Annotated in this window: 16 protein-coding genes and 5 tRNA genes; 9 read left to right on the plus strand and 12 right to left on the minus strand. The window is 45.6% G+C overall.

Annotation, left to right across the window (positions count from 1 at the left end; all coding sequences use genetic code 11):
- Positions 1 to 4 precede the first annotated feature (4 nt).
- The 4 genes from clpX to TREPR_RS07115 form a co-directional block, all read right to left on the minus strand.
- Positions 5 to 1,258, minus strand: coding sequence for an ATP-dependent Clp protease ATP-binding subunit ClpX (gene clpX, locus TREPR_RS07100; protein WP_015707621.1), 1,254 nt, complete (start codon positions 1,256 to 1,258; stop codon positions 5 to 7).
- Positions 1,242 to 1,856 carry an ATP-dependent Clp protease proteolytic subunit gene (locus TREPR_RS07105; RefSeq protein ID WP_015707622.1) on the minus strand — a complete coding sequence of 205 codons (615 nt, stop codon included), beginning with the start codon at positions 1,854 to 1,856 and terminating at the stop codon, positions 1,242 to 1,244. The genes clpX and TREPR_RS07105 overlap by 17 nt, the downstream gene beginning before the upstream one ends.
- Before the next feature lie 12 nt (positions 1,857 to 1,868).
- Positions 1,869 to 3,230, minus strand: coding sequence for a trigger factor (gene tig / locus TREPR_RS07110; protein ID WP_015707623.1), 1,362 nt, complete (start codon positions 3,228 to 3,230; stop codon positions 1,869 to 1,871).
- Between the two features lie 493 nt (positions 3,231 to 3,723).
- A tRNA-Gly gene (locus TREPR_RS07115) sits at positions 3,724 to 3,795 on the minus strand.
- A gap of 458 nt (positions 3,796 to 4,253) precedes the next feature.
- On the opposite strand from TREPR_RS07115, the gene TREPR_RS07120 reads away from it, so the two are divergent.
- From TREPR_RS07120 to TREPR_RS07135, 5 genes are all read left to right on the plus strand, one after another.
- Positions 4,254 to 4,700: a hypothetical protein gene (locus TREPR_RS07120; RefSeq protein WP_041611065.1), complete on the plus strand. Its 447-nt coding sequence runs from the start codon at positions 4,254 to 4,256 to the stop codon at positions 4,698 to 4,700.
- Positions 4,701 to 5,024: 324 nt separating this feature from the next.
- Entirely contained in the window at positions 5,025 to 7,157 is a 2,133-nt protein-coding gene (locus TREPR_RS07125) for an AAA family ATPase (protein WP_015707624.1), read from the plus strand.
- Positions 7,158 to 7,354: 197 nt separating this feature from the next.
- Entirely contained in the window at positions 7,355 to 7,498 is a 144-nt protein-coding gene (locus TREPR_RS18590) for a hypothetical protein (RefSeq protein WP_015707625.1), read from the plus strand.
- 114 nt (positions 7,499 to 7,612) lie between these two features.
- Positions 7,613 to 7,849 (plus strand): hypothetical protein, encoded by a 237-nt coding sequence (locus tag TREPR_RS07130; protein WP_015707626.1) that lies wholly within the window; start codon positions 7,613 to 7,615, stop codon positions 7,847 to 7,849.
- Entirely contained in the window at positions 7,842 to 8,267 is a 426-nt protein-coding gene (locus tag TREPR_RS07135) for a hypothetical protein (protein ID WP_015707627.1), read from the plus strand. Before TREPR_RS07130 ends, TREPR_RS07135 begins: the two co-directional genes overlap by 8 nt.
- Positions 8,268 to 8,529: 262 nt before the next feature.
- Here TREPR_RS07135 and TREPR_RS07140 read toward each other — a convergent pair whose 3' ends face one another.
- From TREPR_RS07140 to TREPR_RS07170, 7 genes are all read right to left on the minus strand, one after another.
- Positions 8,530 to 9,291 carry a hypothetical protein gene (locus tag TREPR_RS07140; protein WP_015707628.1) on the minus strand — a complete coding sequence of 254 codons (762 nt, stop codon included), beginning with the start codon at positions 9,289 to 9,291 and terminating at the stop codon, positions 8,530 to 8,532.
- A 13-nt stretch (positions 9,292 to 9,304) separates the two neighbouring features.
- Positions 9,305 to 10,780 (minus strand): site-specific integrase, encoded by a 1,476-nt coding sequence (locus TREPR_RS07145; RefSeq protein ID WP_015707629.1) that lies wholly within the window; start codon positions 10,778 to 10,780, stop codon positions 9,305 to 9,307.
- Between the two features lie 218 nt (positions 10,781 to 10,998).
- Positions 10,999 to 11,079: transfer RNA gene (locus TREPR_RS07150), tRNA-Leu, on the minus strand.
- A 606-nt stretch (positions 11,080 to 11,685) separates the two neighbouring features.
- A tRNA-Gly gene (locus tag TREPR_RS07155) sits at positions 11,686 to 11,757 on the minus strand.
- 35 nt (positions 11,758 to 11,792) lie between these two features.
- Positions 11,793 to 11,865: transfer RNA gene (locus TREPR_RS07160), tRNA-Lys, on the minus strand.
- Between the two features lie 416 nt (positions 11,866 to 12,281).
- A tRNA-Arg gene (locus TREPR_RS07165) sits at positions 12,282 to 12,355 on the minus strand.
- 139 nt (positions 12,356 to 12,494) lie between these two features.
- Positions 12,495 to 12,908, minus strand: a complete 414-nt coding sequence (locus TREPR_RS07170; protein ID WP_015707630.1) for a retroviral-like aspartic protease family protein — start codon at positions 12,906 to 12,908, stop codon at positions 12,495 to 12,497.
- Between the two features lie 323 nt (positions 12,909 to 13,231).
- Between TREPR_RS07170 and uvrA the strand changes: the two genes are divergently transcribed.
- From uvrA to rpmE, 4 genes are all read left to right on the plus strand, one after another.
- On the plus strand, positions 13,232 to 16,159 hold the full coding sequence (gene uvrA, locus TREPR_RS07180; protein ID WP_015707632.1) for an excinuclease ABC subunit UvrA: 2,928 nt from the start codon (positions 13,232 to 13,234) through the stop codon (positions 16,157 to 16,159).
- A gap of 104 nt (positions 16,160 to 16,263) precedes the next feature.
- A complete protein-coding gene (locus TREPR_RS07185) occupies positions 16,264 to 19,674 on the plus strand; it encodes an LPS-assembly protein LptD (protein WP_245534802.1) in 3,411 nt (1,136 codons plus the stop codon).
- A 231-nt stretch (positions 19,675 to 19,905) separates the two neighbouring features.
- Complete coding sequence (gene rho, locus TREPR_RS07190; protein ID WP_015707633.1) at positions 19,906 to 21,813, plus strand: transcription termination factor Rho; 1,908 nt, start codon at positions 19,906 to 19,908, stop codon at positions 21,811 to 21,813.
- A gap of 56 nt (positions 21,814 to 21,869) precedes the next feature.
- Positions 21,870 to 22,073, plus strand: coding sequence for a 50S ribosomal protein L31 (gene rpmE, locus TREPR_RS07195; protein ID WP_015707634.1), 204 nt, complete (start codon positions 21,870 to 21,872; stop codon positions 22,071 to 22,073).
- A 30-nt stretch (positions 22,074 to 22,103) separates the two neighbouring features.
- Here rpmE and TREPR_RS07200 read toward each other — a convergent pair whose 3' ends face one another.
- Entirely contained in the window at positions 22,104 to 22,778 is a 675-nt protein-coding gene (locus TREPR_RS07200; protein ID WP_052299707.1) for a DUF8091 domain-containing protein, read from the minus strand.
- Between the last annotated feature and the right edge of the window lie 66 nt (positions 22,779 to 22,844).

The raw sequence follows: 22,844 nt of genomic DNA on the forward strand, positions 1-22,844 counted from the left end.
ATCCTCATGCGGATTTCTGAATTATGTGAACTTCAGGGGGTTCGGATTTTTCAACCACATCCTGGGTGATCTCCACCCGTTTGCTCCCCTCCATTGAAGGAAGTTCAAACATAATATCGGTCATCATTTTTTCTACGATGGCCCGTAATCCCCGGGCGCCGGTTTTCTGTTTGATCGCCGTATCCGCAATGGCGTCGATGGCCCCTTCGGTAAATTCCAGCTTAACGTCATCGATAGCCATGGAAGCCTGGTACTGTTTAACAATGGCGTTCCGGGGCTCGGTGATGATGCGCCTGAGATCCTCCCGTTTCAGTTCTTCCAGGCTCACCGTGATGGGGAGCCGCCCGATAAATTCGGGGATCATGCCGAAGTGGATCAGGTCATCCGGATGGAGGGCGTCGTACAGTTCCTTGAGGTTCCGGCCGGTCCGTTCTTTCACATCTGCGCCAAAGCCCATGGGATGCTGGACCACCCGCTGCTCAATGTATTTGTCCAGCCCTACAAAGGCGCCGCCGCAGATGAACAGTATATTTGTGGTATCAATGCGGATCATTTCCTGGTTGGGATGCTTCCTGCCGCCCTGGGGGGGCACGGATGCTATGGTTCCTTCGATAATTTTGAGCAGCGCCTGCTGCACCCCTTCCCCGGACACATCCCGGGTGATAGAAACGTTCTCGCCCTTCCGGGCTATCTTGTCGATCTCGTCGATATAGACGATGCCCCGTTCTGCGGAGGCGATATTTCCCCCGGCGCTCTGGATCAGTTTGAGGAGTATGTTCTCCACATCCTCGCCCACATAGCCCGCCTCGGTAAGGGTGGTGGCGTCCACAATGGCAAAGGGAACCTTGAGTTTCTTCGCCAGGGTTTTTGCCAGCAGGGTTTTTCCTGTTCCCGTGGGGCCGATCAGGAGGACATTGGATTTTTCAATCTCCACTTCCTCAGGCTCCTTTGACGGGTTGGCTATGCGTTTGTAGTGGTTGTACACCGCCACAGACAGGGCCTTTTTGGCAGGCTCCTGGCCTATGATAAAGAGATCCAGGTAGCTCTTGATCTCCTTGGGGGTGGGTATTTCACCGTTAAACTGGGTGGAAAGTTCGTGGTCCTCGTCGGTAAGGATCTTTCGGCAAACCTCCACGCACTCGTCGCAGATAAACACATCGTTAGGACCCGCAATCAGGCGCCGGGCCATATCGGCGCTCTTCCCGCAAAATGAGCAGGATCGCTCATAACTCCCTGAACCGTTACGAAGCCGCGCCATTTTTTTCCCTTGTTAAGACCCGGTCCACAACGCCGTAGCTTACGGCGTCCAGGGCAGGCATGTAAAAATCCCGTTCCATATCAAGGGCAATCTGCCCCTGATCCTTGCCAGTGTGCTTTGCAAAATACTCTATGGTTAGTTTTTTTAACCGGATAATTTCCTGGGCCTGGATACCGATATCCCGGGCCTGCCCCTGGGCGCCCCCCCAGGGCTGGTGCATCAACACCCGTGAAGAGGGAAGCACAAAGCGTTTCCCCGCGGCCCCTGCGGTGAGGATAAGTGCGGCCATGCTGGCGGCCTGGCCCAGGCAGATGGTTTGCACATCCGCCTTCACATACTGCATAGTATCGTAGATCGCCAACCCTGCGGTTACCGAACCACCGGGGGAGTTGATATACAGGTTGATGTCCTTGGCAGTATCCTGGCCGTCCAGGAAGAGGAGCTGGGCTACCACCAGGTCCGCGGTAAGATCGTTGATCTCCCCGTCCAGAAATACTATCCGGTCCTTGAGCAGCCGGGAATAGATATCGTAGGAACGTTCACCCATGCCGGTCTGTTCGACCACTACGGGGACCAGGTTATTCATATATTCATTCATTGTTTGGTACGCCTATTGCTGGACTATGTCCGTGTATTTTTCCTGCTTGCCCTTTTTAATGGTATTTTCCGCAAGCATGATATCAAAGAGTTTACGTTCTTTGATCTCTTCTTTCAGGTATTCCTTCATATTCTCCTGTTCATAGTATTTTTTTATATCCTCCACGCTCGATCCGGTCTCCGCAGACAGATTTACTATTTCTTTTTCAAACTCATCGTCGGAAGCTTCAAGTTTTTGCTCCTCCATCAATTTTTCTACGATGATCCTTGAGTGGAGGGCCTTGATAACATCGGGCCGCCATTCCTCGATAATTTGTTCATACCCCTTACCGGATGTTCCCATAATTTTCAGGAGCTCCTCCGCTGAGGTGTTGAAACGCCGGGCCAGGTTCCGCCAACGGGAGTCCAGTTCTATGCGAATCATGGATTCGGGGATTTCAACCGGAGTCTCGGCGCTTATTTTTTCCAAAAGATTATTCAGGCTGATATCCCGCAGCCGTTTGTCCAGATTTTTGGTAAGCCGCCCCCTGATATCCGCCTTAAGGTCATCCAGGGTTTTGAATTTTTCATCCACATCCTGGGCAAGATCGTCATCCAGGGCCGGGAGTATCTTTTTCTTCAGGGCCGACAGGGTAATTCTGAGCTTGATGGTTTTCCCCGCCAGGTCCTTATCGGTAAAGTCCTCGGCATAGGTTTTGGTGATATCCTTGGATTCTCCCTTCTTCATCCCCACCACTTCATCATCGAATTTATAGAGGTTATACCCCGAACCCAGGGTAAAGACAAAATCCTCCCGTTTGGTATCATCCAGGGGCTCCCCAGCTTCGGAAAGTTCCAGGTAATCCACGGTAACCACGTCGTCCTTGAGCGCCTCTTCGCCATCTTCCTTGTCCTGGACTATGGCGTTCCGGTCTCGGACGGTTTCCAGTTCCCGGCTGATGTCCTCTTCGCTTACAGAAACATCCGGGGCCTCCACCTCAAGCCCCTTCCAGGTTGCCACGTTTACCGCGGGCATCACGTCGTAGACCACAGAAAAACTCAGGTCCGAATCCAGGGCCAGGACAGGCTCTTCCTCGACCTGGGGGGTGGAATAGGGGAGGGGCCTATCCCCCTTGGGGAAGCCTTCGTCCTCGAAAATGTCGGTGATAGACTTTTCGATAATGCGGCCCAGGGCTTCTTCTTTAAGCCCGGAACCGAATTTCCGTTCCAGTACATCCTTTGGGGCCTTTCCCTTGCGAAATCCCGGGATTTGCAGGTTTTTACTGTAGCCGGAGAGCAATTCATCGTACTGGGTGCGGACATCCTCTTTTCCGACTGTTACAGTCAGCTTTACGTTGGAATGTTCAAGCCGGGTAATTTCTTTAGTTATAGCCACTTTAATCCTCTTCCTCTTATTAATATACCATTATTCGGTGAAAAAAAGCATTATTTTTTTGTTCTACAGCGGGAAACGGGAGTCGGACCCGCGCCATGCGTCGCTAACGCTCCGCGTGTCGATAGGAATGGATTGAAGGTCCGACTCCCGCCTCTAAACCGCTCTAAAGCCTTCTAGCGGGAAACGGGAGTCGGACCCGCGCCATGCGTCGCTACGCTCCGCGTGTCGATAGGAATGGATTGAAGGTCCGACTCCCGCCTATACCGCTTAAGAACACTTTGAGCGGGAAACGGGAGTCGGACCCGCGCCATGCGTCGCTACGCTCCGCGTGTCGATAGGAATGGATTGAAAGTCCGACTCCCGCCTCTAAACCGCTTAAAACACTTTGAGCGGGAAACGGGAGTCGGACCCGCGCCATGCGTCGCTACGCTCCGCGTGTCGATAGGAATGGATTAAAGGTCCGACTCCCGCCTATACCGCCCTAAAGCTTTCTAGCGGGAAACGGGAGTCGGACCCGCGACATCGACCTTGGCAAGGTCGCGCTCTACCACTGAGCTATTCCCGCACAAACTAGGATATAGTTTAATATATTAGGCAAATCAGCGTCAAGTGTGGTTTATAAAGGCGGGCTTTACGAGAGAAGGGACTTGAAGGTTTCTCGTATAATTTAAGTCTTTATATTATAAAGAATTAAAGCCACTGAAATTACCTATGTATAAAATAATGTATTTTTTTCCCCCTTTCTCTCAAATATTATCTTCTATATTATTGTACTTTCTAAAGGCAAGGACAAGAGGGGGCAGGGGTGGTTATTATGAATAATTTTATATTATTAGTATTCTTAGAGGAATAAAATATAATACTAAAAGCCCCTTTTCAGGAGCTCTTAATATAGAAAGTATTATTATTATGAAAAAATTATTTTCTTTCTTTTATATATAGTCCAGTTAGTCATAAATAAAGTTTATAATTCTTTCTATATCATTGATTATGACAGACTATATCAATAGAGGTATTAAAATTATGAAAACTATTTATTTCAAAAAGTATACAGAAGGGCATCCAGATCAGCTTTCAATCTGGAAAGTTAGACAATCCAGTTATTACAAACAACTTAGAAAGAATATTTTGAGAGAACACCACTATCAATGTGATATTTGTAGCGATCCTGAATTACTAACAATAAGTCATCAATATCATTCAAAGAATGAAGATGAATACTTAGAAGACTTAGAGGAAAGGAATGTTTCTGTACTCTGTAGCTTTCATCATCTAAAAATTGACAAGCTCATTCATAGGTATTCAATTCTGTATTCTCTTTCCCCGGCAGAGGAAAGGGAGCTCTATTCAATGGTGGTCAATGAATATAGGGCCCTTCTAAGTAAATATGATGATGATTATATAATTGGAGAGCTGAGAGAGCTCATAGTTGAGACATTGGAGTATAACCGGAGCTTCAAAGTAGCTTAAAATCTTCTCGGGGTCATCTTGAGCCCCAGCACTTAATTTAAAGATATGTATCATTTTGACCCACCTAAAATAAAATATATTTTAAAGCGTTAATATGTATAGGAAAGAAAGTTAGCGTCTTCCAATGACTAACTAAGTATATAGAAACCTTAAAACTAAACTGAAAATGAAGCTTCTTTTAGTTTTTGGTTTAGTGAAAGGTTTATTTTAATCTAGCCCTATAATTTTAGAGTGAGAATTAAATGGTCTTTCCAATAAAGAGAGATTATTAATTCTCACTCTTTTTTATTGGACATAAGAGAATTAAAAATTATAGGAGTAACAATGAACATTTTAATAACTGGGGCAGCCGGGACAGGGAAAACATTTTTAATAAAAAGACTTCAAACAATTCATAAGAATTGGTGTTTCACCGGAATGACTAATCAATCAGCGTCACTAATCAATGGAAAAACTATTCATAGTCATTTTGGTTTCACTACAAATTGGTTTGATGAATTAACTATACCACATAATAAAAAAGCCACTATTGTTATTGACGAAGCATCAATGTTAAGTCAGGAACAACTGGAAATGATGAATAGAGCTAGACCCTTTCAAAATATAGTATTAATAGGAGACTTCAATCAATTATTACCAGTGAAAGGCACTCCAATAAAACCAGAAAGTATTGATGAAATGTATATACTCACTAAACAGTATAGAAGCAAGGATATTATTCTTGACCGTTTTCTGAATGGTTTATTAAATAATAAAATTGATTGGGATCTGATTGAAGACAGAAAATCTAATCATACCGATGAAAAAACATTATTTATTACTTATGAAAATAGCTCTAGGGAAGAGTACAACAAATTATTTTCACTAAAAAGAAATAGTCCAGTAAAAGCAAGAACACATAGGATTATTGACGGTCTCCCCGTTTCCTATAGAGACAGTAGGGAGACAAGGTTTAAACACCCTTTTTGGTTTAATAATGAATTATTCACTATTTATGAATTAACAAACTTAGATATTGTATTATTTAATGAGAGACTAGGAATTAAAACCCTAGCAAGAGATATCTTTGATGATTATTTTCAAGTCAATTTTTCATCTACCTTTCATAGTGTACAGGGGCAAACAAGGGAAGGGCGAACAATCATTCATCTTGACAGTTTAACTAAAAAATACCAGGACCCGGACAAAAGAATGAGGGCCCTCTATGTAGCGTCAAGCAGAGTTAAGAATATAAATGACTTATATTTCTCTTATGATGACTTAGAGAATATAAGGAAAGAGGAGTTAAAATATATGTATAGTTTTTCAGGGGGGCCACTTAGTGGGGGATCAATGATCAAAGAATTAAAAGCACTAGAAGTTAGTCAGGATGATATTCTTAAAATCCCGGAATGGGGGTATGTCCGTAAGAGCTTACTCTGTAGTATAGACAGGGGAAGTGGGGACCCCCTGAAGGTTATAAAAGACATAAAACCAAAAACCGAGAAGGAAATAATTGAAAGGAAAGCTCTATGTTTAGAATATTTAAAAAATTATAAAGATCCTTATACAACAAGGGAAATGTCTTCACTCTTAGAAGTATCTCCAAAAACAATCAGAAAATATTTAAAAGAGATTGAAACAATTACTAAAGCCCCTTATTCATATCTCTATGGTGTAGACAAGTTTGCAAACTATGACAATGGGACAATTAAGAATAAACCAGATGAAACCACCCAATTTGTTTCAATAAATCCTATATACTTGACAGATATTAGTGAAGGGAAAAAGACAAATTGGGATGATGATCACGCAGCTTCATATAGTAATTTTGTATTTGAAAGTGACAACATATCAATAGAAAAACAAATTGAAATGGCCTACAAGCTAGGATCAAAAGGAATAGTCAACAGATCTGTACATTCCGGGGGAAAGTCTATACATTGTAGAATAACTGTAAAAGATGAGCCAAAAAATAAAGATGAATATCACTATGTATGGGATATTCTGAATATAAAGTATTTTGAAGGGCAAGCAGACAGAGCCTGTAAAAACCCCTCAAGGAAAACAAGGTGTCCCGGAGCTATGAGAGACAATGGGAATATACAAGAATTACTCTTTGAGAATAACAGTATATTAGATATTGAATGGAGGGGAGACTATGAGAGAGAGAAAAGGGGTATTGAGCTAGACAGAGCCTGTCTTTCATACATTAAGAAAGGAAAAAAGATTGTTGCTTCCAGTGGTGTAGTATCTTTAAATGAATTGTCTAGGAAAAGTATAAGTAATAAAGCCAAAAAACTAATAGACAATTCTTTTATTGATGGTGAAAAACATATTGAAATCCCGGGAGGTGTAGCCAGTCTCAAAAGGTTAGGAGTAGACAAAGAGACAGTCTTTAATCTTGTAAAGGCCACTAAGATCAAAGAACCAAACATTAAAGCTTATTTTGAAAAGCTTTGGAATTATTTTGAATAGGAGAGAGTTACAAATCCCCCCCTGAATTATGAAAGAGTTGTAAACCTTCCCCCGCACGGGGGGCAAGATGAAAGACAGGAATTATTTCAGGGGGAATAATATATAACTAATAAAGATATATGAATTGGAGTAGAAACAAAATAAAAAAATATCTGTTAGAGAATATCTTTTTATAATAACAATGAGAGAGTACAGGAATGAATAAAAAGCAAGATGATGATCCCTTCAAAATAATTGAAGATGAATTGAAAGAACAAAAGAGAATTAGTAAAGCTCTCTTCAAAGAAATTAAAAGTCTAAAAGATGATATAGAGAAGTTGAAAGAGTATGTTTATGATTAGACCTATAGGGGGGTATTTTAAAATGAGTAACTTAGAGTATTTCACACTACACAGTATATTTCCAGATATAGGTGTCAAAAAGGCAGACTATATAAGTAATAGGAGATATAAAAAATGAAAGATGAATTGAAAGAAAAGATTAAAAGATTAGACAAAATATATTTTGGATATGAAGAGCCAATATATATAATTGAAAAAAAAATAGAATTGGAAGATGAAATATTATTTCAGTTTGAAAGAATTAAATTGGCCCTGAATGAGTTAGAACCAAGAGACAGAGGATATATAGAATTATTAGAATTATTATTATATATTGAAAAACAATTAAGAGAGGATGATCAAAATGCCTAGAGGTGGACATAACAAAAAGAGTATTGAGGAACATATTAAAAATGGGACATATAGAGCAGACAGACAGGGAATAAAAATAGGTGAAGATCAAAATAAAACCTTAAAAGATATTGAAACTGATCTAAATAATAAAATTAGTAAAATTAAGACAGAATTAGAAACAATTGATATGATTAAAGATATTGACACTTATAAAGGACTTATGAGTACATATCTTTCAGTAATTAAGAGTTATAATATGTTGGTCAAAGAAAATGGAGTAACATTCATTGAAAAGAATGAAGATGATGAAAGATTAAAAGCTATATCTGAGGGGAATGTAGTAGCTAAGATATTGTTAGAAAATGAATTAAAGAATAGAGAGCCAACGGAAAATGAAAAACAAGCTCTAAAGGATTATAAAAAGACTAGAAAATAATTTTTATTCAAACCGAAAAAGTTATATATTTCTAACATATTAGAGTCTAAGAGTTATACTTGTATAACATTAAAACGCAAACAAAAAGCTCTAGGAATTAACCTAGAGCTTAATTATTCTAATTATTTATACCTATTTTTTAATTGCTTCAATTAGTCTTATTACAACTAAAGTTAAATTAAAAACACCTAAAAGAACATTAGCTATTAAAAGCTTTTCTAACTTACTAAAAGGTTTTTTCATAATTCTTTCCCCCCTCCTTTTATTTTAACACATATTCATCATTATTTTTTAAGTCTTTCTTAAAAGCTTTTTTTTCTTTAATTTTTTTAATAGCTTCATTAATTGTTTCAAGTAATTTGTTTAATCTTTTAAGTCTTCTATTGTATTTTTTATCATCAACAATATTTAAATTATTGATATCTCTTTCTAAGTCTTTTATAAAATCATTTAATTCCTTTTTATTATTCTTTTTTAATAATTCAACTATTCTTTCCTCTTCATAATATTTTAATTGGAAAAGACTTATAATATATTTTGCTTCTATTAAATGTTCTAACTTTTCCTTGTCCCATTCTTTTATTTTTTTTAAATAACTTTTGGAATTAATTGAACCATTAATCTTTTCCAGTTTTAAAAATAACTCCCAGGTCTTTTCATCTATCATAATTCTTTCCTCTCCTTTTCTTATTATTTTTAATTCGTTTTTATAATTTTCAACTAGAGTATTTAATCTGTTTAATCTAATACTATATTTTTTATTATCAATAAGACTTAAACTTTCTGCCCAAATTTCTAGAAAACTTAATATTTTTTTTAATCTCCGTTTATCAATTCCTTTTTCTGTTATATATCTTTCATAATCTTTTAATAGTGAAAGTTTTATAACATACAATTTTTCTATCAATTTTTCTAGCTTTTCTTTATCATATTCTTTATATTCTTTTAATTGAACACTTGAAAAAGATGAACCATTTATATATTTTAGTTTTAAAAATAACTTCCAAGTCTTTTCATCTATCATAATTCTTTCCCCTTTAAAGTTGTATTAGATCATCTCTAAAATAATCATCATCATCTAAAATGTCAATAACAGTTTCGGTATTCTTTAAACAATAAATGAGATATTTTTTCTCTATAGTACTGGAAACATCTTTATACATAATCTCATTTTTAACATATTCTTTTTTTGGTATAATCTCTTTATTACTTAGAATGTCTTTTATTGATGAATAATCCCAATTCAAAATATTCTCTTTTTCTATATCTTTCCTATAATCATCAATAACCTTGATGATCATTTGACCATTCTTTTCTAATAATTCATTACCTATTTTTTCTAAGTGTAGGTAATTTTTTGACATATCCCCTTTTTTGTTTTTTCCGTGTCCCATAATCATTTCAATATAATCTTTATATTCAGGTATTTTATTTTGTAACATTGTTTTAAAAAAATGTCTAAAAGAATTGAACACTATATTATGTTTTTTAATAGTATTTATATCATACCCACTCAAAAAAGAAAATATCTTTGATGATCTGTCAAACTGAGAGTATGAAATACCTTTTCCCCCATTCCAAAATAAATAATCTGTCCTATCATTATCTTTAATGTATTTTATTAAATGTTTGTACACTATAGGATGAATTGGGACTAATCTTTTCCCGGCAGGTGTCTTAGTCCCGGATTGATTAATTCTACTATTCACTATGTCAAAAAAATATGTATCACCTATTTTTTTAATATAGGATTTTCTTAACATATATATTTCAGCTACTCTAAGGCCGCACAAATTACCTATGAGACAGAGAAGTCTAAAAGTTTCAATATGTCTAGTTTTATTTATTAAGAAAGGAATAGTAGTTTTTTCATTATTCTTTGACCATAAATGATCATCAAACAAGACATTTAATGTTGTTGAAATAGGAATAATACCTATTTCCTTTCTTTCCCCCGGTTTTTCTCTCACTCTGTAGTCTAATAAAAATACAGAATTGGTTACTAATACTTGATTAAATATTTTAGCTATTGAAGTAAGATTGTTGTTTAGTGTTTTTCCAGTAATTGAATGTTGTAAGTCATTCTGTTTATCATCTTGACAGTATTCTTGAAACCTTTCAACAACTTCCAAAGTATTAGCTTTTTCAAGAGTAGTAATATTATTTTTTTTAAGGAAAGGAATATAATAATTATCAATAAAAGCTTTATACTGTCTAATCTGTTGATCCCCTATATCTCTTTTTTTCATAGCTTTAATAAGCAGGGGACTATTTTCAGTGTAGTAATTTGTTAGAAGATTGTAAAAGCTCTCTTTATCTTTTTTCTTGTAATAATTTTCTAAAAAAGTTTTTCTGTTTTCAGTAGCGTATAGTTTAGCTTTTTCTTTATCTGTAGTCCTACAAGACATTCTAGCGTCTGTCTGTCTTCCATCATCATCATAAAGGTGGGCATAGTATATAGGTGTTTTAGTGTAGTCATTGATATATAATCTAAAGAGCTCTTTTCCACTCAAGATCATCAATTCCTTTCTAATAATATCTAGGCTATGTTCTAAGTCCTTTTCTTGGCTAGAAAGTATTCCAGACAGTTTGACTAGTCTTTCATCATCTAAGTGTAACATTATTACACAAAAATACATAGATCAATACATAGTTTGTTTTTTCCCTTTCATATACACTATATATGGTGTAGGTAACTCTCTATTTCAGTAAAACTACACTATATATGGTATACGAGAGAAGGGACTTGAACCCTTAAGCCAAAGGCACCAGATCCTAAGTCTGGCGTGTCTACCAATTTCACCACTCTCGCATTGTTTTGTGAATTTTACCGGAAACAGGGGAGGGTGTCAATTAAACACGTCGCTGTGCTCCGCGTGTCGATAGGAATGGATTGAATGGTCCGACTCCCGCCATTGACGGCGGTATAAAAAACTAGCCCGGAAATGTCGAATTTCCAGGCTTTTCATACACTTATGAGCGGGAAACGGGAGTTGGACCCGCGCCATGCGTCGCTGCGCTCCGCGTGTCGATAGGAATGGATTGTATGTCCGACTCCCGCTATTAATGGCGGTATGAAAAATAAGCCTGGAAATTTAACATTTCCAGGCTTATTTTTCATAAAAGCGGGAAACGGGAGTCGGACCCGCGCCATGCGTCGCTGCGCTCCGCGTGTCGATAGGAATGGATTGTATGTCCGACTCCCGCTATTGATGGTGGTATAAAAAAACAGCCCGGAAATTTAACATTTCCAGGCTTTTCATACACCTATGAGCGGGAAACGGGAGTCGGACCCGCGCCATGCGTCGCTGTGCTCCGCGTGTCGATAGGAATGGATTGAAGGTCCGACTCCCGCCATTGACGGCGGTATGAAAAATAAGCCTGGAAATTTAACATTTCCAGGCTTTTTATTTATAAAAGCGGGAAACGGGAGTCGGACCCGCGACATCGACCTTGGCAAGGTCGCGCTCTACCACTGAGCTATTCCCGCATATAGATAGCGAAAAATCGGAGATTTTTCGCTAATGAGCCGCCCGAGGATCGAACTCAGGACCCGCAGATTAAGAGTCTGCTGCTCTACCAGCTGAGCTAGCGGCCCAAAAATACAAAAACACCCACAAGGAGCCTGTTATGCCGCCTGAAAGATGTTTTTCTAATTTATAGGAAAGGGCGAAAGTCGTCAAGCCCCCTTTTCAAATGATAGGGCTATATTAAAACAAGTTCTATTTCCCTATTCTGCGTCCGGCAGGACTCGCCCTCCGGCCTTCGACGTCCTGTCTCAGGCCTCCGGGCCGGGGTTGAACCCTGACGGCGCCATCCATGGCGCCTTTTCCTCCCTTTGGTCGGCGGGTTCAACCCTTCGAGTCCTGCCCTAATGCGTCCGGCAGGACTCGCCCTCCGGCCTTCGACATCCTGTCTCAGGCCTCCGGGCCGGGGTTGAACCCTGACGGCGCCATCCATGGCGCCTTTTCCTCCCTTTGGTCGGCGGGTTCAACCCTTCGAGTCCTGCCCTAATGCGTCCGGCAGGACTCGAACCTGCTACCTACGGATTCGAAGTCCGTCGCTCTATCCACGTGAGCTACGAACGCATAACTGGCTGTGACAGCGTATCAGCAGCCAGAATCCAGCATATAATACTGTTAATAAGATGATTATATCAGGTTATACGATTTTATCAAGGCTTATGGTGTCGCATATCATCAAAGGGTGAATAGCGCCATCAAGCCTTTAACAGAGAAGGGCTACTACTTCGTCGCCGTGGGCGCCGACCAATTCTTGTTTTGCGGGATTCACGATTAAATCCATGTCTTCAAGGGGGATAGCGCCCAGCAGGACAGGGCCGGCGCCTGAAATCATCAGAGATGTACAGGCTGTTTCCCGGTTCTTCCAGTGAATTTCTACCGGCTCGGTAACTTTGCATATCTCCTTTACCTCATTGGCGAGGCTGGCGCTACGCAAGCCCTGGATAGCTAGCCCCAATTTTTGCCGGATCTCTTCGTTGATAATGAGGGTCCCCGCACCGGTATCAACTAGCGCCCGTACCGTCGTTTCCCGGACTTCCTCTTCCTTGATATACCCGCGTCGAACATTAATTACATCGCCGGCGTTTTTCAGGGTGATTTCTGCGTATACTGTTCCCATGCCAAGCCCCCGGTATATAATATCGCATAAAAAGGGCAAAAAGAGAAGCTGGATCGTAGCTGATCGTGATTCCAGTCACTATTTTTCGCAAAAAATAGCCCGGTGTTAGCCGGGGCCAGTCATAGGCATCCCCTCCAAAAGGCCTAAACTTGACCCGGCACAAGCAGTAAGAAGAATTTTACCACGAAGGGACACAAAGGTGAATAGGAAAAGATCATAGCCCCCCCTCTTCTTCGTGTCCTTTGTGGTGATTAAATTGGGGTCAAGTTTAGTCAAAAGTCGCACTTGATAATCCCCCCCCACCCGGAGTATCCTTCTATAACATGGACAAGCTCATCATAAAAGGAGCCCGGGAGCACAATTTAAAAAACATCGACCTGGAGCTTCCCCGGGACAAGTTAATCGTTATTTCAGGCCTTTCCGGATCCGGGAAGAGCTCCCTGGCCTTTGACACCATCTTCGCCGAGGGGCAGCGGCGTTATGTGGAGAGCCTTTCCGCCTATGCCCGGCAGTTTCTGGGCCGCATGGACAAGCCCGATCTGGACTATATCGAGGGCCTTTCCCCGGCTATTTCTATAGAACAAAAAACTACCCACCGGAATCCCCGGTCTACCGTGGGCACGGTTACGGAAATCTACGACTATTACCGGCTCCTCTTTGCCCGGATAGGGCTGCCCCATTGCCCCCAGTGCGGCAGGGAAATCCGGGAACAGCCGGTGGACCAGATCATTGATACGATCATGCAGATGGGGGAGGGGACCCGGGTCCAACTTCTGGCCCCGGTGATCCGGGGCAAAAAGGGGGAACACCAGAAGGTACTGGAGGACGCCCGGAAAGCGGGGTTTGCCCGGGCCCGGGTAGACGGGATTTTGGTGAACCTGGATGAAGAAAGTACTATTAAACTGGACAAACAGAAGAAACACTCCATCGAAATCGTGGTGGACCGGCTGGTCATAGGCCCGGAGATCAGGTCCCGGCTTGCGGAGTCTGTGGAAGCCGCCCTCAATGCGGCGGACGGGATCATGCTGGTGCTCCAGCAGGGGGCCGGTAAAACGGGAAGCTCCCCCGATCAAACGGGTGGCAGAACCGGAGGTTCTGCAAGAGATTCCGCCGCCGGCGGAATCTCCGAACTTTTTTTCAGCCAGAAAAACGCCTGCCCGGACTGCGGGATTTCCATACCGGAGCTTCAGCCCCGGCTTTTTTCCTTTAACAACCCCTACGGCGCCTGCCCCTCCTGTTCCGGCCTGGGGGCAAAGCTGGAATTCGACCCTGCCTTGGTGATCCCCGACAGGCGCCTGTCCTTTAACGAAGGAGGGGTAGTCCCCTATAACCCGGACAGTGCCTGGCACCGCAGCCGCTTTGAAAGCCTGGCCAAGCATTACAAGTTCAAGCTGGATACCCCCCTGAAGGAACTGCCCAAGAAGGTGCTGGATGCCATACTCTACGGCAGCAAGGACGAGATAAAGGTCCGCTACGAAAACCGGGACCGGACCGGCCACTTTGAGTACCAGTCGAAATTTCCCGGGGTGCTGGAAGACCTGAAACGGCGCTACCTGGAAACCCAGTCGGAGAACATGAAGGAGTGGTTTGAAAAATTCATGAGCCAGAAGCCCTGCGAGGACTGCGGGGGCAAGCGGCTCAAGCCTGAAGCCCTGGGGGTTACCGTGGGTGGGCGGAATATCTGGGACCTTACCAATCTTTCGGTCACCGATACTCTGAAATTTTTCGATACCCTGAAATTTACCAAAAACGAAAAGAAGATTGCCTCCCAGATACTCAAGGAAATTAATGCCCGGCTGGGGTTTATGAAAAACGTGGGCTTGGAATACCTGACCCTGGAACGGAAGTCCGCCACCCTTTCCGGGGGGGAGGCCCAGCGCATACGCCTGGCCACACAGATTGGGTCAAGCCTTGTCGGGGTGCTTTACATCCTGGACGAGCCCTCCATCGGGCTCCATCAGCGGGACAACCAGCGGCTCATCGATACCCTGCTCTATCTCCGCAATTTGGGGAACACCCTGATCGTGGTGGAACACGACGAGCAGACCCTGCGTACTGCGGACCATATCGTGGACCTGGGGCCTGGGGCAGGGGTTCACGGGGGCAAGGTGGTGGCCCAGGGTACCCCTGCGGAGGTGATGAAAGTGGGGGAGAGCCTTACCGGCCAATACCTGGCAGGGACCCTCACCATGGAAATCCCCAAAAAGCGGCGCCAGGGGAACGGGAACTTCCTGCGCCTCACGGGGGTTACGGAGCATAACCTTAAAAACATCGATGTGGAGATACCCCTGGGGCTGTTTACCTGTATCACCGGGGTTTCCGGGTCAGGAAAATCCACCCTCCTTTCGGATGTGCTCTACCCGGCCCTATCCAACCAGGTCTACGGCTCCAACCACCCCGAAGGGGCCTATAAAAAACTTACCGGGGCGGAGTTCATCGACAAGGTGATCGATATCGATCAGAGCCCCATAGGCCGGACCCCCCGGTCCAACCCCGCCACATACGTTGGGGTCTTTTCAGGGATCCGGGACCTTTTCGCCAGCCTGCCTGAGGCCAAGATGCGGGGTTATAAGCCCGGGCGCTTTTCCTTCAATGTCCGGGGGGGGCGCTGCGAAAACTGTTCAGGGGACGGAACAATCAAGATCGAGATGAACTTTCTGCCGGATGTGTATATCACCTGCGATGTGTGCCACGGACAGCGCTTTAACAAGGAAACCCTGGAAATACGGTACAAGGGCAAAAATATCGCCGATGTGCTGGACATGACCATAGAGGAAGCGGCGAAATTTTTTGAATATATACCCCACATAGCCCGGAAGATGGATACCCTCCTTTCGGTTGGCCTGGGCTATGTCAAGCTGGGCCAGTCCGCCCTGACCCTGTCCGGGGGGGAGGCCCAGCGGGTGAAGCTTGCCCTGGAACTGTCCAAGCGCTCCACCGGCAGGACCCTCTATATCCTGGACGAACCCACCACAGGGCTCCACTTTGCGGATGTGAAGCAGCTCATGGAGGTGATCCAGCGCCTGGTGGATCAGGGAAATACGGTGGTGATGATCGAACATAACCTGGATGTGCTGCTCCAGGCGGATCAGCTCATCGATTTGGGGCCCGAGGGGGGCGACAGGGGAGGGGAACTGGTGGTTACTGGTACCCCCGAAGAGGTTGCAGCCTATCCCCGTTCCTATACGGGGGTGTATATCAAGGAAATCCTGGACCGGCGTTCACATCGCCGTTCCTCCCGGCGTACATGAATATACCCTTTCTCCGTATTTCTCGCCGGATTTTTCTAATTTCAGCGTTTTTCTTCCTCGCACTATCGTTTATAAATTCCCAGGAAGCTCCGGTAGAACCTTCCTTGGAATCCCCCCTGGAGGAGCTGACTGAAGAGGCGTCTACCGGGGAGCCAGGGGCGGAGGCTGAAGCAGCGACAGAACCGGCGGCTGAGCCGGTAAAGCCTTCCAGGGATGCGGAGATTCTGGAACTGGATATCAAAACATCCACCCTGTCGGAACTGGCCGCTTGGTGCCGTATCCTGGGCTTGAGCGAGGGGGGGACCCGGGAGGTTTTGGCTGCCCGGCTTCGGGAGCACTTCCTTCTTGCGGCGCTGGTAGAAACCCCCGGTGAGGGGCCCGAAGGGGGGCCAAAACCTCCCAAGGTTATAACCATTGAAGCAGCCAGGAGTACCGAGTATTTTACCCTGGAAGTGGTGGACGAAGAATACGCCCGGCTGCGGGGAAATGTGGTGATCAGCCTCAAGGATGGGGACGCGGTTCACCGGATTAAAGCCTGGGAACTTCTCTACAACCGGAGCCGGAACCTGCTCTCTGCCACTGGCGGTGTGGAGTATGTGAAAGAGTCCGGGGATACCATCGAAACCTTCCGGGGGGAATCCATCACGGTGGATCTGGACAACTGGTCCAGTATCTTCATGGACGGCGTTTCGGAACGATCCCTTTCTGATGAAGAAACTACCTATCGTTTTGAAGGGAATGTTATTTCCCGAAGCGCCGAGGAAGCAACGGTGCTGAGCCGTGCGGAAATATCCAATGCCGGTAAAGAGGAAGCCTACTGGTCTATTTCCGCTTCAAAACTCTGGCTGCTCCCGGGCTCCGACTGGGCAATCCTCAACGGGTTTCTCAAGGTAGGTGAAATACCCGTGTTGTACATCCCCTTTTTCTTTTTTCCCGCAGATGAAGTTATTTTCCATCCGGTCCTGGGCTACCGGACCCGGGAAGGGACCTTTCTCCAAACCACCACCTACATACTGGGCCGGCCCCAGGCTTCCTCCTCCTCGGAAAGTAGCTCTATCAGTAAAATTCTTGGCAATTCTTCGGACATGGAAAAGACCCAGCACGGAATCTTTCTGCGGAGTACGGGGAAAAAATCCCGGGACCCCAATACCACCAGACTTTCAGTTCTCATGGACTTCTATACGAACCTGGGGATGTACATGGGAACCAACCTTGCGCTCCCCAAAAAGGGAGTTTTCGGTGAATACAATTTCTCCCTGGGGGTGGGCCGTACCCGGGATATTTATAAAATAGGAGATAACGATATCTATACCCCCTTTCCCCGGTATGACGGAACCAGTGACTGGAATAGCTCCCATATCGGCGATTGGGAGGCGCCCTTCCGGTTCAGGATGATTAACAATGGTTCTCTGTCGGGGAAATACGGTTCCTTTAACTGGAATCTGCCCCATTATTCCGACCCTTTTGTGGACCGGGATTTCTTAAACCGCAGTGAAGAGATGGACTATATCAATATGTTAAAAGAAGGCAACTCAACGGAACAGAATGTCGAAGAGGAGCTTACCAAAAATGTATTGGGTTCCTATGAATGGCGCTTGAGCGGTTCCTCCTCGCTTTCCCTGCCGATACTGTCCCCTTATGTCTCCAATATCTCGATCTCCAGCCTTTCCAGTTTTGTTTCCTTTAATTACCGGAATTCTACGAAGTACCAGGAAAGCGTTTCTCCGAACCGAACCTTTTTCTTCCCCGATAAATTTACTATCTATTCCCTAAGCGCCTCAATACAGGGAACCCCCCTGACCCTCACCAGCGGCCAGGGTCGGCAAACCGCCTCGCAGGGAACTCCCGCCCTTGAAGGAGTGCTGCCTGCTGAGGCGCCGGATCCCTTCATGGGTCTGGGCATCCCCGTTTCGCCTTGGGGCTCCGGGGCCGAGGAAGCCAAGGCGGAAACGCGGGCTACAACTTTAACTCCCCCGGTCTTAAATCAGCGTTTTGATCTTCCATCAGCTTCGGGGCTGCGTTTTTCCATCGCCTATCAGCTTACCCCCACCAGTGCAACGGAGCTTAAGTTTAACTCCGATTCGAGTAACTGGGTCGAGCCTGAGGATATAGAGTGGGACGATATTGCTTCTATTCTGACCAGTTCCAGAATGGACAGCAGTACCACCTTTACCCTGGCGGATCTGAACAATATCGTTACCACCACCATCCGGATTTCCGGAAGCGGCTCCTGGCAGGAATATGGGTATATTAATGAAGAAGCGGGGGAGTACACCAAAGTTGTAGGGGGAATCCGGGAGCCTGACCAGAGCAGGATCAATTCCGCCAAAATACGGGCCATGGGCCAGAGCTCGTTTACCACCAGCTCGGAATTTACCGAAACTATACGGCCTTTCTACCAGAGTACTGTTTGGGGTAATACAAATTTTCAATATACCCTAAAGGGGCTTATTGCCAAATCTGTCCTTGAGGGTACCGAAAAAAATGACCCCAAGGAAGCCTCTTGGGATGTTGTCTACGGTGACTGGTATAATAAGGACGATCTGGAAACCCACCGGGCTGCGGCTAATATTCAGGCTTCGGTGATGAACAAGGTGCAGACCCTTACGGTAACTGCGGATCTGCCCCCGGAGGACGGCCTCATGACCGGAGACGCCACCGCCCGGATTTGGGTCAGCGAAACCAATTTTAACGGGAAGGTTAAGGAGCCTTTTGATGATCCGGTCTTTGATCCCCTGCGGTTCACCGAAACCCTGCGGTTTAACACTTCCTTTTATGTTTCTCAGAATGTGGTCTACGATCCGGAAAAGGATGAATTTGACAGTATGACCTCGAATTTAAGCTTCTACGGCCTGACTGCCTCCTATACAATGACCAATTCAAACACCTATACCCTTGAGCCCAGGTCAGGCTCGACCAGCGGATACCAGTGGGTTGCCTCAAAAGACCCGTCTTTTAATCCCCGAGAATTCAGGTTGGGGTATAACCAAACTTTTAAAAAGGAAAATCTCTGGCGCCAGCGGCTTGCTTTTTCGCTTAACCTTAATTCTGCCTTAAATTTCAATTTACAGCAGTATACCAACTCCAGTTTCAATTTTGGCCTGAATTTTACCCTGGGAATCGGCAAATTTATCGATATCACCCTGGGAACCACATCGGCTAATTCGGTGATATTCCGGTATTTCCGGGATTGGCCTATTTTTGATGTCCCGGAGGATCTTCCCAGGAACGGGGAGGCAAATATATTTACGGATCTCATAAATTCCTTCAGATTTGACGATGAGGAACTGCGGCGCAGCTCTGGATTTAAGCTAAAATCCTTTCATTTAGCCCTTCTGCACTATCTGGGAGACTGGAATGCTAAGCTGGATGTCACCCTGTCCCCCTATTTGCCTCCCGGGGATAAGCAGAATTACAAATTCAATACCGAACTCTCCTTTGTGGTTCAGTGGCTGCCTATTAGTGAAATAAAAACCGAAATTCTCTATAACAAGGACGATTTTGAATTTAAATAAGATTAGGGCTTGAAACGCTTGACATAAATGAGGCCAGGGGGTAGACTATTATTAATAATTAGGTATTGAAACTTTTCTATGGTGTATTCCTTTCAAAGAAAAAATCTAACAGGAAACGAGCACGTTTGAAAGCGCGTAAGAATAAATTATCCACCTGCGGTTACCGCATTTATCACATCAATTCTTGTTCCGTTCAGTTATGAACGTGAAGCGGAGAGACGGAGTTTTTCCATGGCAATTATACGAAAGAGTCGAAATTCCAAAACAGCGAATCACGATGAACTACCGGGTTTTGATAAGGACGAATCAGCCCAGGGGGATTTTTCCGCCGATCAGTCCTATGACTCCCAAGGTGATCTTCATTCCTTTGAAGGTTCAGAGCCGGATAGGGTGCTGCAAAATCCCGGTGAGGGGGATACAGAGTCCGGATATGCCCAGTCAACCCAATTAGGCCAGGATGATTATGGATCTGAACGGGGAAATGGCAAGACCATTGTGGTCCGTACCAAGCCCCGTCGGACCCCCTCTTCCCGGGAAAACCCGGGAAGGTTTTCTGAAAATGGCAATGCCTGGAATGAGAGCGCCTATGCCTCACCGGGCCAGGGCAGACCCCGGGGACGGCGGCCCTATGGGGGGGCTAATCAGGGGAATTTTAACTCCTCCGGGGCCCAACCCATGCAGAGCATGGGGTCCCGGGAGAACGGTACTGAAGACCAGGTTTCTGCGTCCCAGGATGCTTCGCCCCAGGGCGCCCCTCAAGGTACGGCGCCTGGGCTTCCCCTGCCGGCCATACCCAAGCTGCCCTCCATGCCGGATATCTACGGCAAACCGGAACCCCGGCTGGATCAGGATAACGGCAAGCCCCGGCTTTCCATCAACGAGCTTATCCGGCTCAACATGATAGACCTGCGGGAGCTGGCAGCCTGCTACAATATCTCCCACGAGGACATGGTGGCCCTGAAAAAGCAGGAAGTCATCTTTATCATTCTCAAGGCCCACACCGAGCGGGGGGGCATCATCTACGCCTACGGCTCCCTGGAAATACTCCCCGACGGTTACGGCTTCCTCCGCAGCCCCCAGAACTCTTACCTTCCCGGGCCGGACGACATCTACATCAGCCCCAGTCAGATACGGCTCTTTGCCCTGAAAACCGGGGACACGGTCTACGGTCAGATCCGCAGCCCCAAGGAAAGCGAACGCTTCTTTGCCATGCTCAGGGTGGAGACCGTGAACTACGACGACCCCACGGTGGCCCAGAACCGCATCCCCTTTGACAACCTGACCCCCCTGTACCCCAATAAGATACTGGACCTGGAGACCACCACCGAAGGCATCAGCGAGCGGGTGATCAACCTCTTCTGCCCCATTGGGAAAGGCCAGCGGGCCCTGATCGTGGCCCCTCCCCGGACCGGGAAGACCATCATGATGCAGAAGATCGCCAATGCCATCACTAAAAACCACCCCGAGGTCTACCTCATCGTGCTCCTCATTGACGAGCGTCCCGAGGAAGTGACCGACATGGAACGTACGGTCCGGGCTGAGGTTATCTCCTCCACCTTTGACGAACAGGCCAGCCGCCATGTCCAGGTAACCGAAATGGTCCTGGAAAAGGCCAAGCGCCTGGTGGAGCATAAAAAGGACGTGGTCATACTTCTGGACTCAATTACCCGGCTGGCACGGGCCTATAACCAGACCGTGCCCATGTCGGGAAAGATACTCTCAGGGGGCGTGGACTCCAACGCCCTCCACAAGCCCAAGCGCTTTTTCGGGGCCGCCCGGAACATTGAGGAAGGGGGCAGTCTGACCATCATCTCCACCGCCCTGATAGAGACCGGCAGCCGCATGGACGAAGTTATCTTTGAAGAATTCAAGGGCACCGGCAATCTGGAAATCAACCTGGACCGGCGCATTTCCGACCGTAGGCTCTTCCCGGCGATCAATATCAAGAAATCCGGCACCCGGAAGGAGGAACTGCTCCTGGCAGAGGAACAGCTCCAGAAAATATGGATACTCAGGAAGGTTATTAACCCCATGGACGATATCGAGATCATGGAACTCCTGGTTGACAGAATGAAGAAAAGCAAGAATAATGAAGCATTCCTTAGGTCAATGAACACCGGCTCAGCCGGCATGGATTAAGGGTCAGAATGTATCATTCTGAACAAAGAAAAGATCGCACTGGAGGATTGATATAGATGAAAGAGAAGATACATCCCAAGTATGAGCTGACAAAAATCACCTGCGCCTGCGGGAACGTGATTGAAACCCGTTCTACCGCCAAGGACCTTAAGGTTGAAATCTGCTCTTCCTGCCACCCCTTCTTTACGGGCAAGCAGAAGCTGGTGGACACTGCAGGCCGTATCGAGCGGTTCCGCAAGAAGTACAACATCAAAGAGTAGGGCGGCTCATTCGCCTTAGGGCGAAGTTGCTCATTTTTTTCGGTATACCCAGGCATTGCCCTCTTTTCCGACCCGCTCTGTAATATTGAGCTTGGTTAGGACATAGAGGGTTTTTCCTGCTATTTCCGGTGTTATACTTGTCTTTTCTGCCAAACCACGGACCGTAAAGATTTCAGTTTTCTTAAAAGGTACAAACTGGCGGTATTCTTTTAATCCTGAAAGCACAATGGACTCATGGTATTCGGCTATGCTCTTATCGGTAATGCTCGCCCCCTTGCGCCGCCAGGAACCCTTTCCGTCTAAAATACGCTTTTCCAGCACATCCACCGGGGCAATTTCCAAAGTGAGCCCCTTCAGGCGGGGCAGTTCCGGGGCATAGACCAGGGCCTTGAAAAGGTCCCAGGCTGTGCCCTTGCGGGGGCTTTTCCGACGGCGGATGAGTTTTTTCCGGCTGTCCCTGGTTTCAATTATTTTGCTGATAATGACCGGGTGGATGAGCCGTACCGGCCCCAAGCGGAGCAGTTCGGGGATTTTTTCCTTTAAAGGGCCGAAACTTCCGGTCTGGACTTCGATCATTTCCCCATAGGAGCTTATTCCATCACAGACATAGCCTCCCCGGGGGACCTCGGTTTCCCCTTCAATCCCGGTGTAGCGGAATTTCAAGGCCCGGTGAATATTTCCCTCCCGTTCAGTTCCAATTCCCATGGGCAAATCATAGCAGGCGGCCGGATCCAGGGCAAGCTTTACCCTGTACCATACGTACGTTTAGTA

Source organism: Treponema primitia ZAS-2, assembly GCF_000214375.1.
Taxonomy (GTDB): domain Bacteria; phylum Spirochaetota; class Spirochaetia; order Treponematales; family Breznakiellaceae; genus Termitinema; species Termitinema primitia.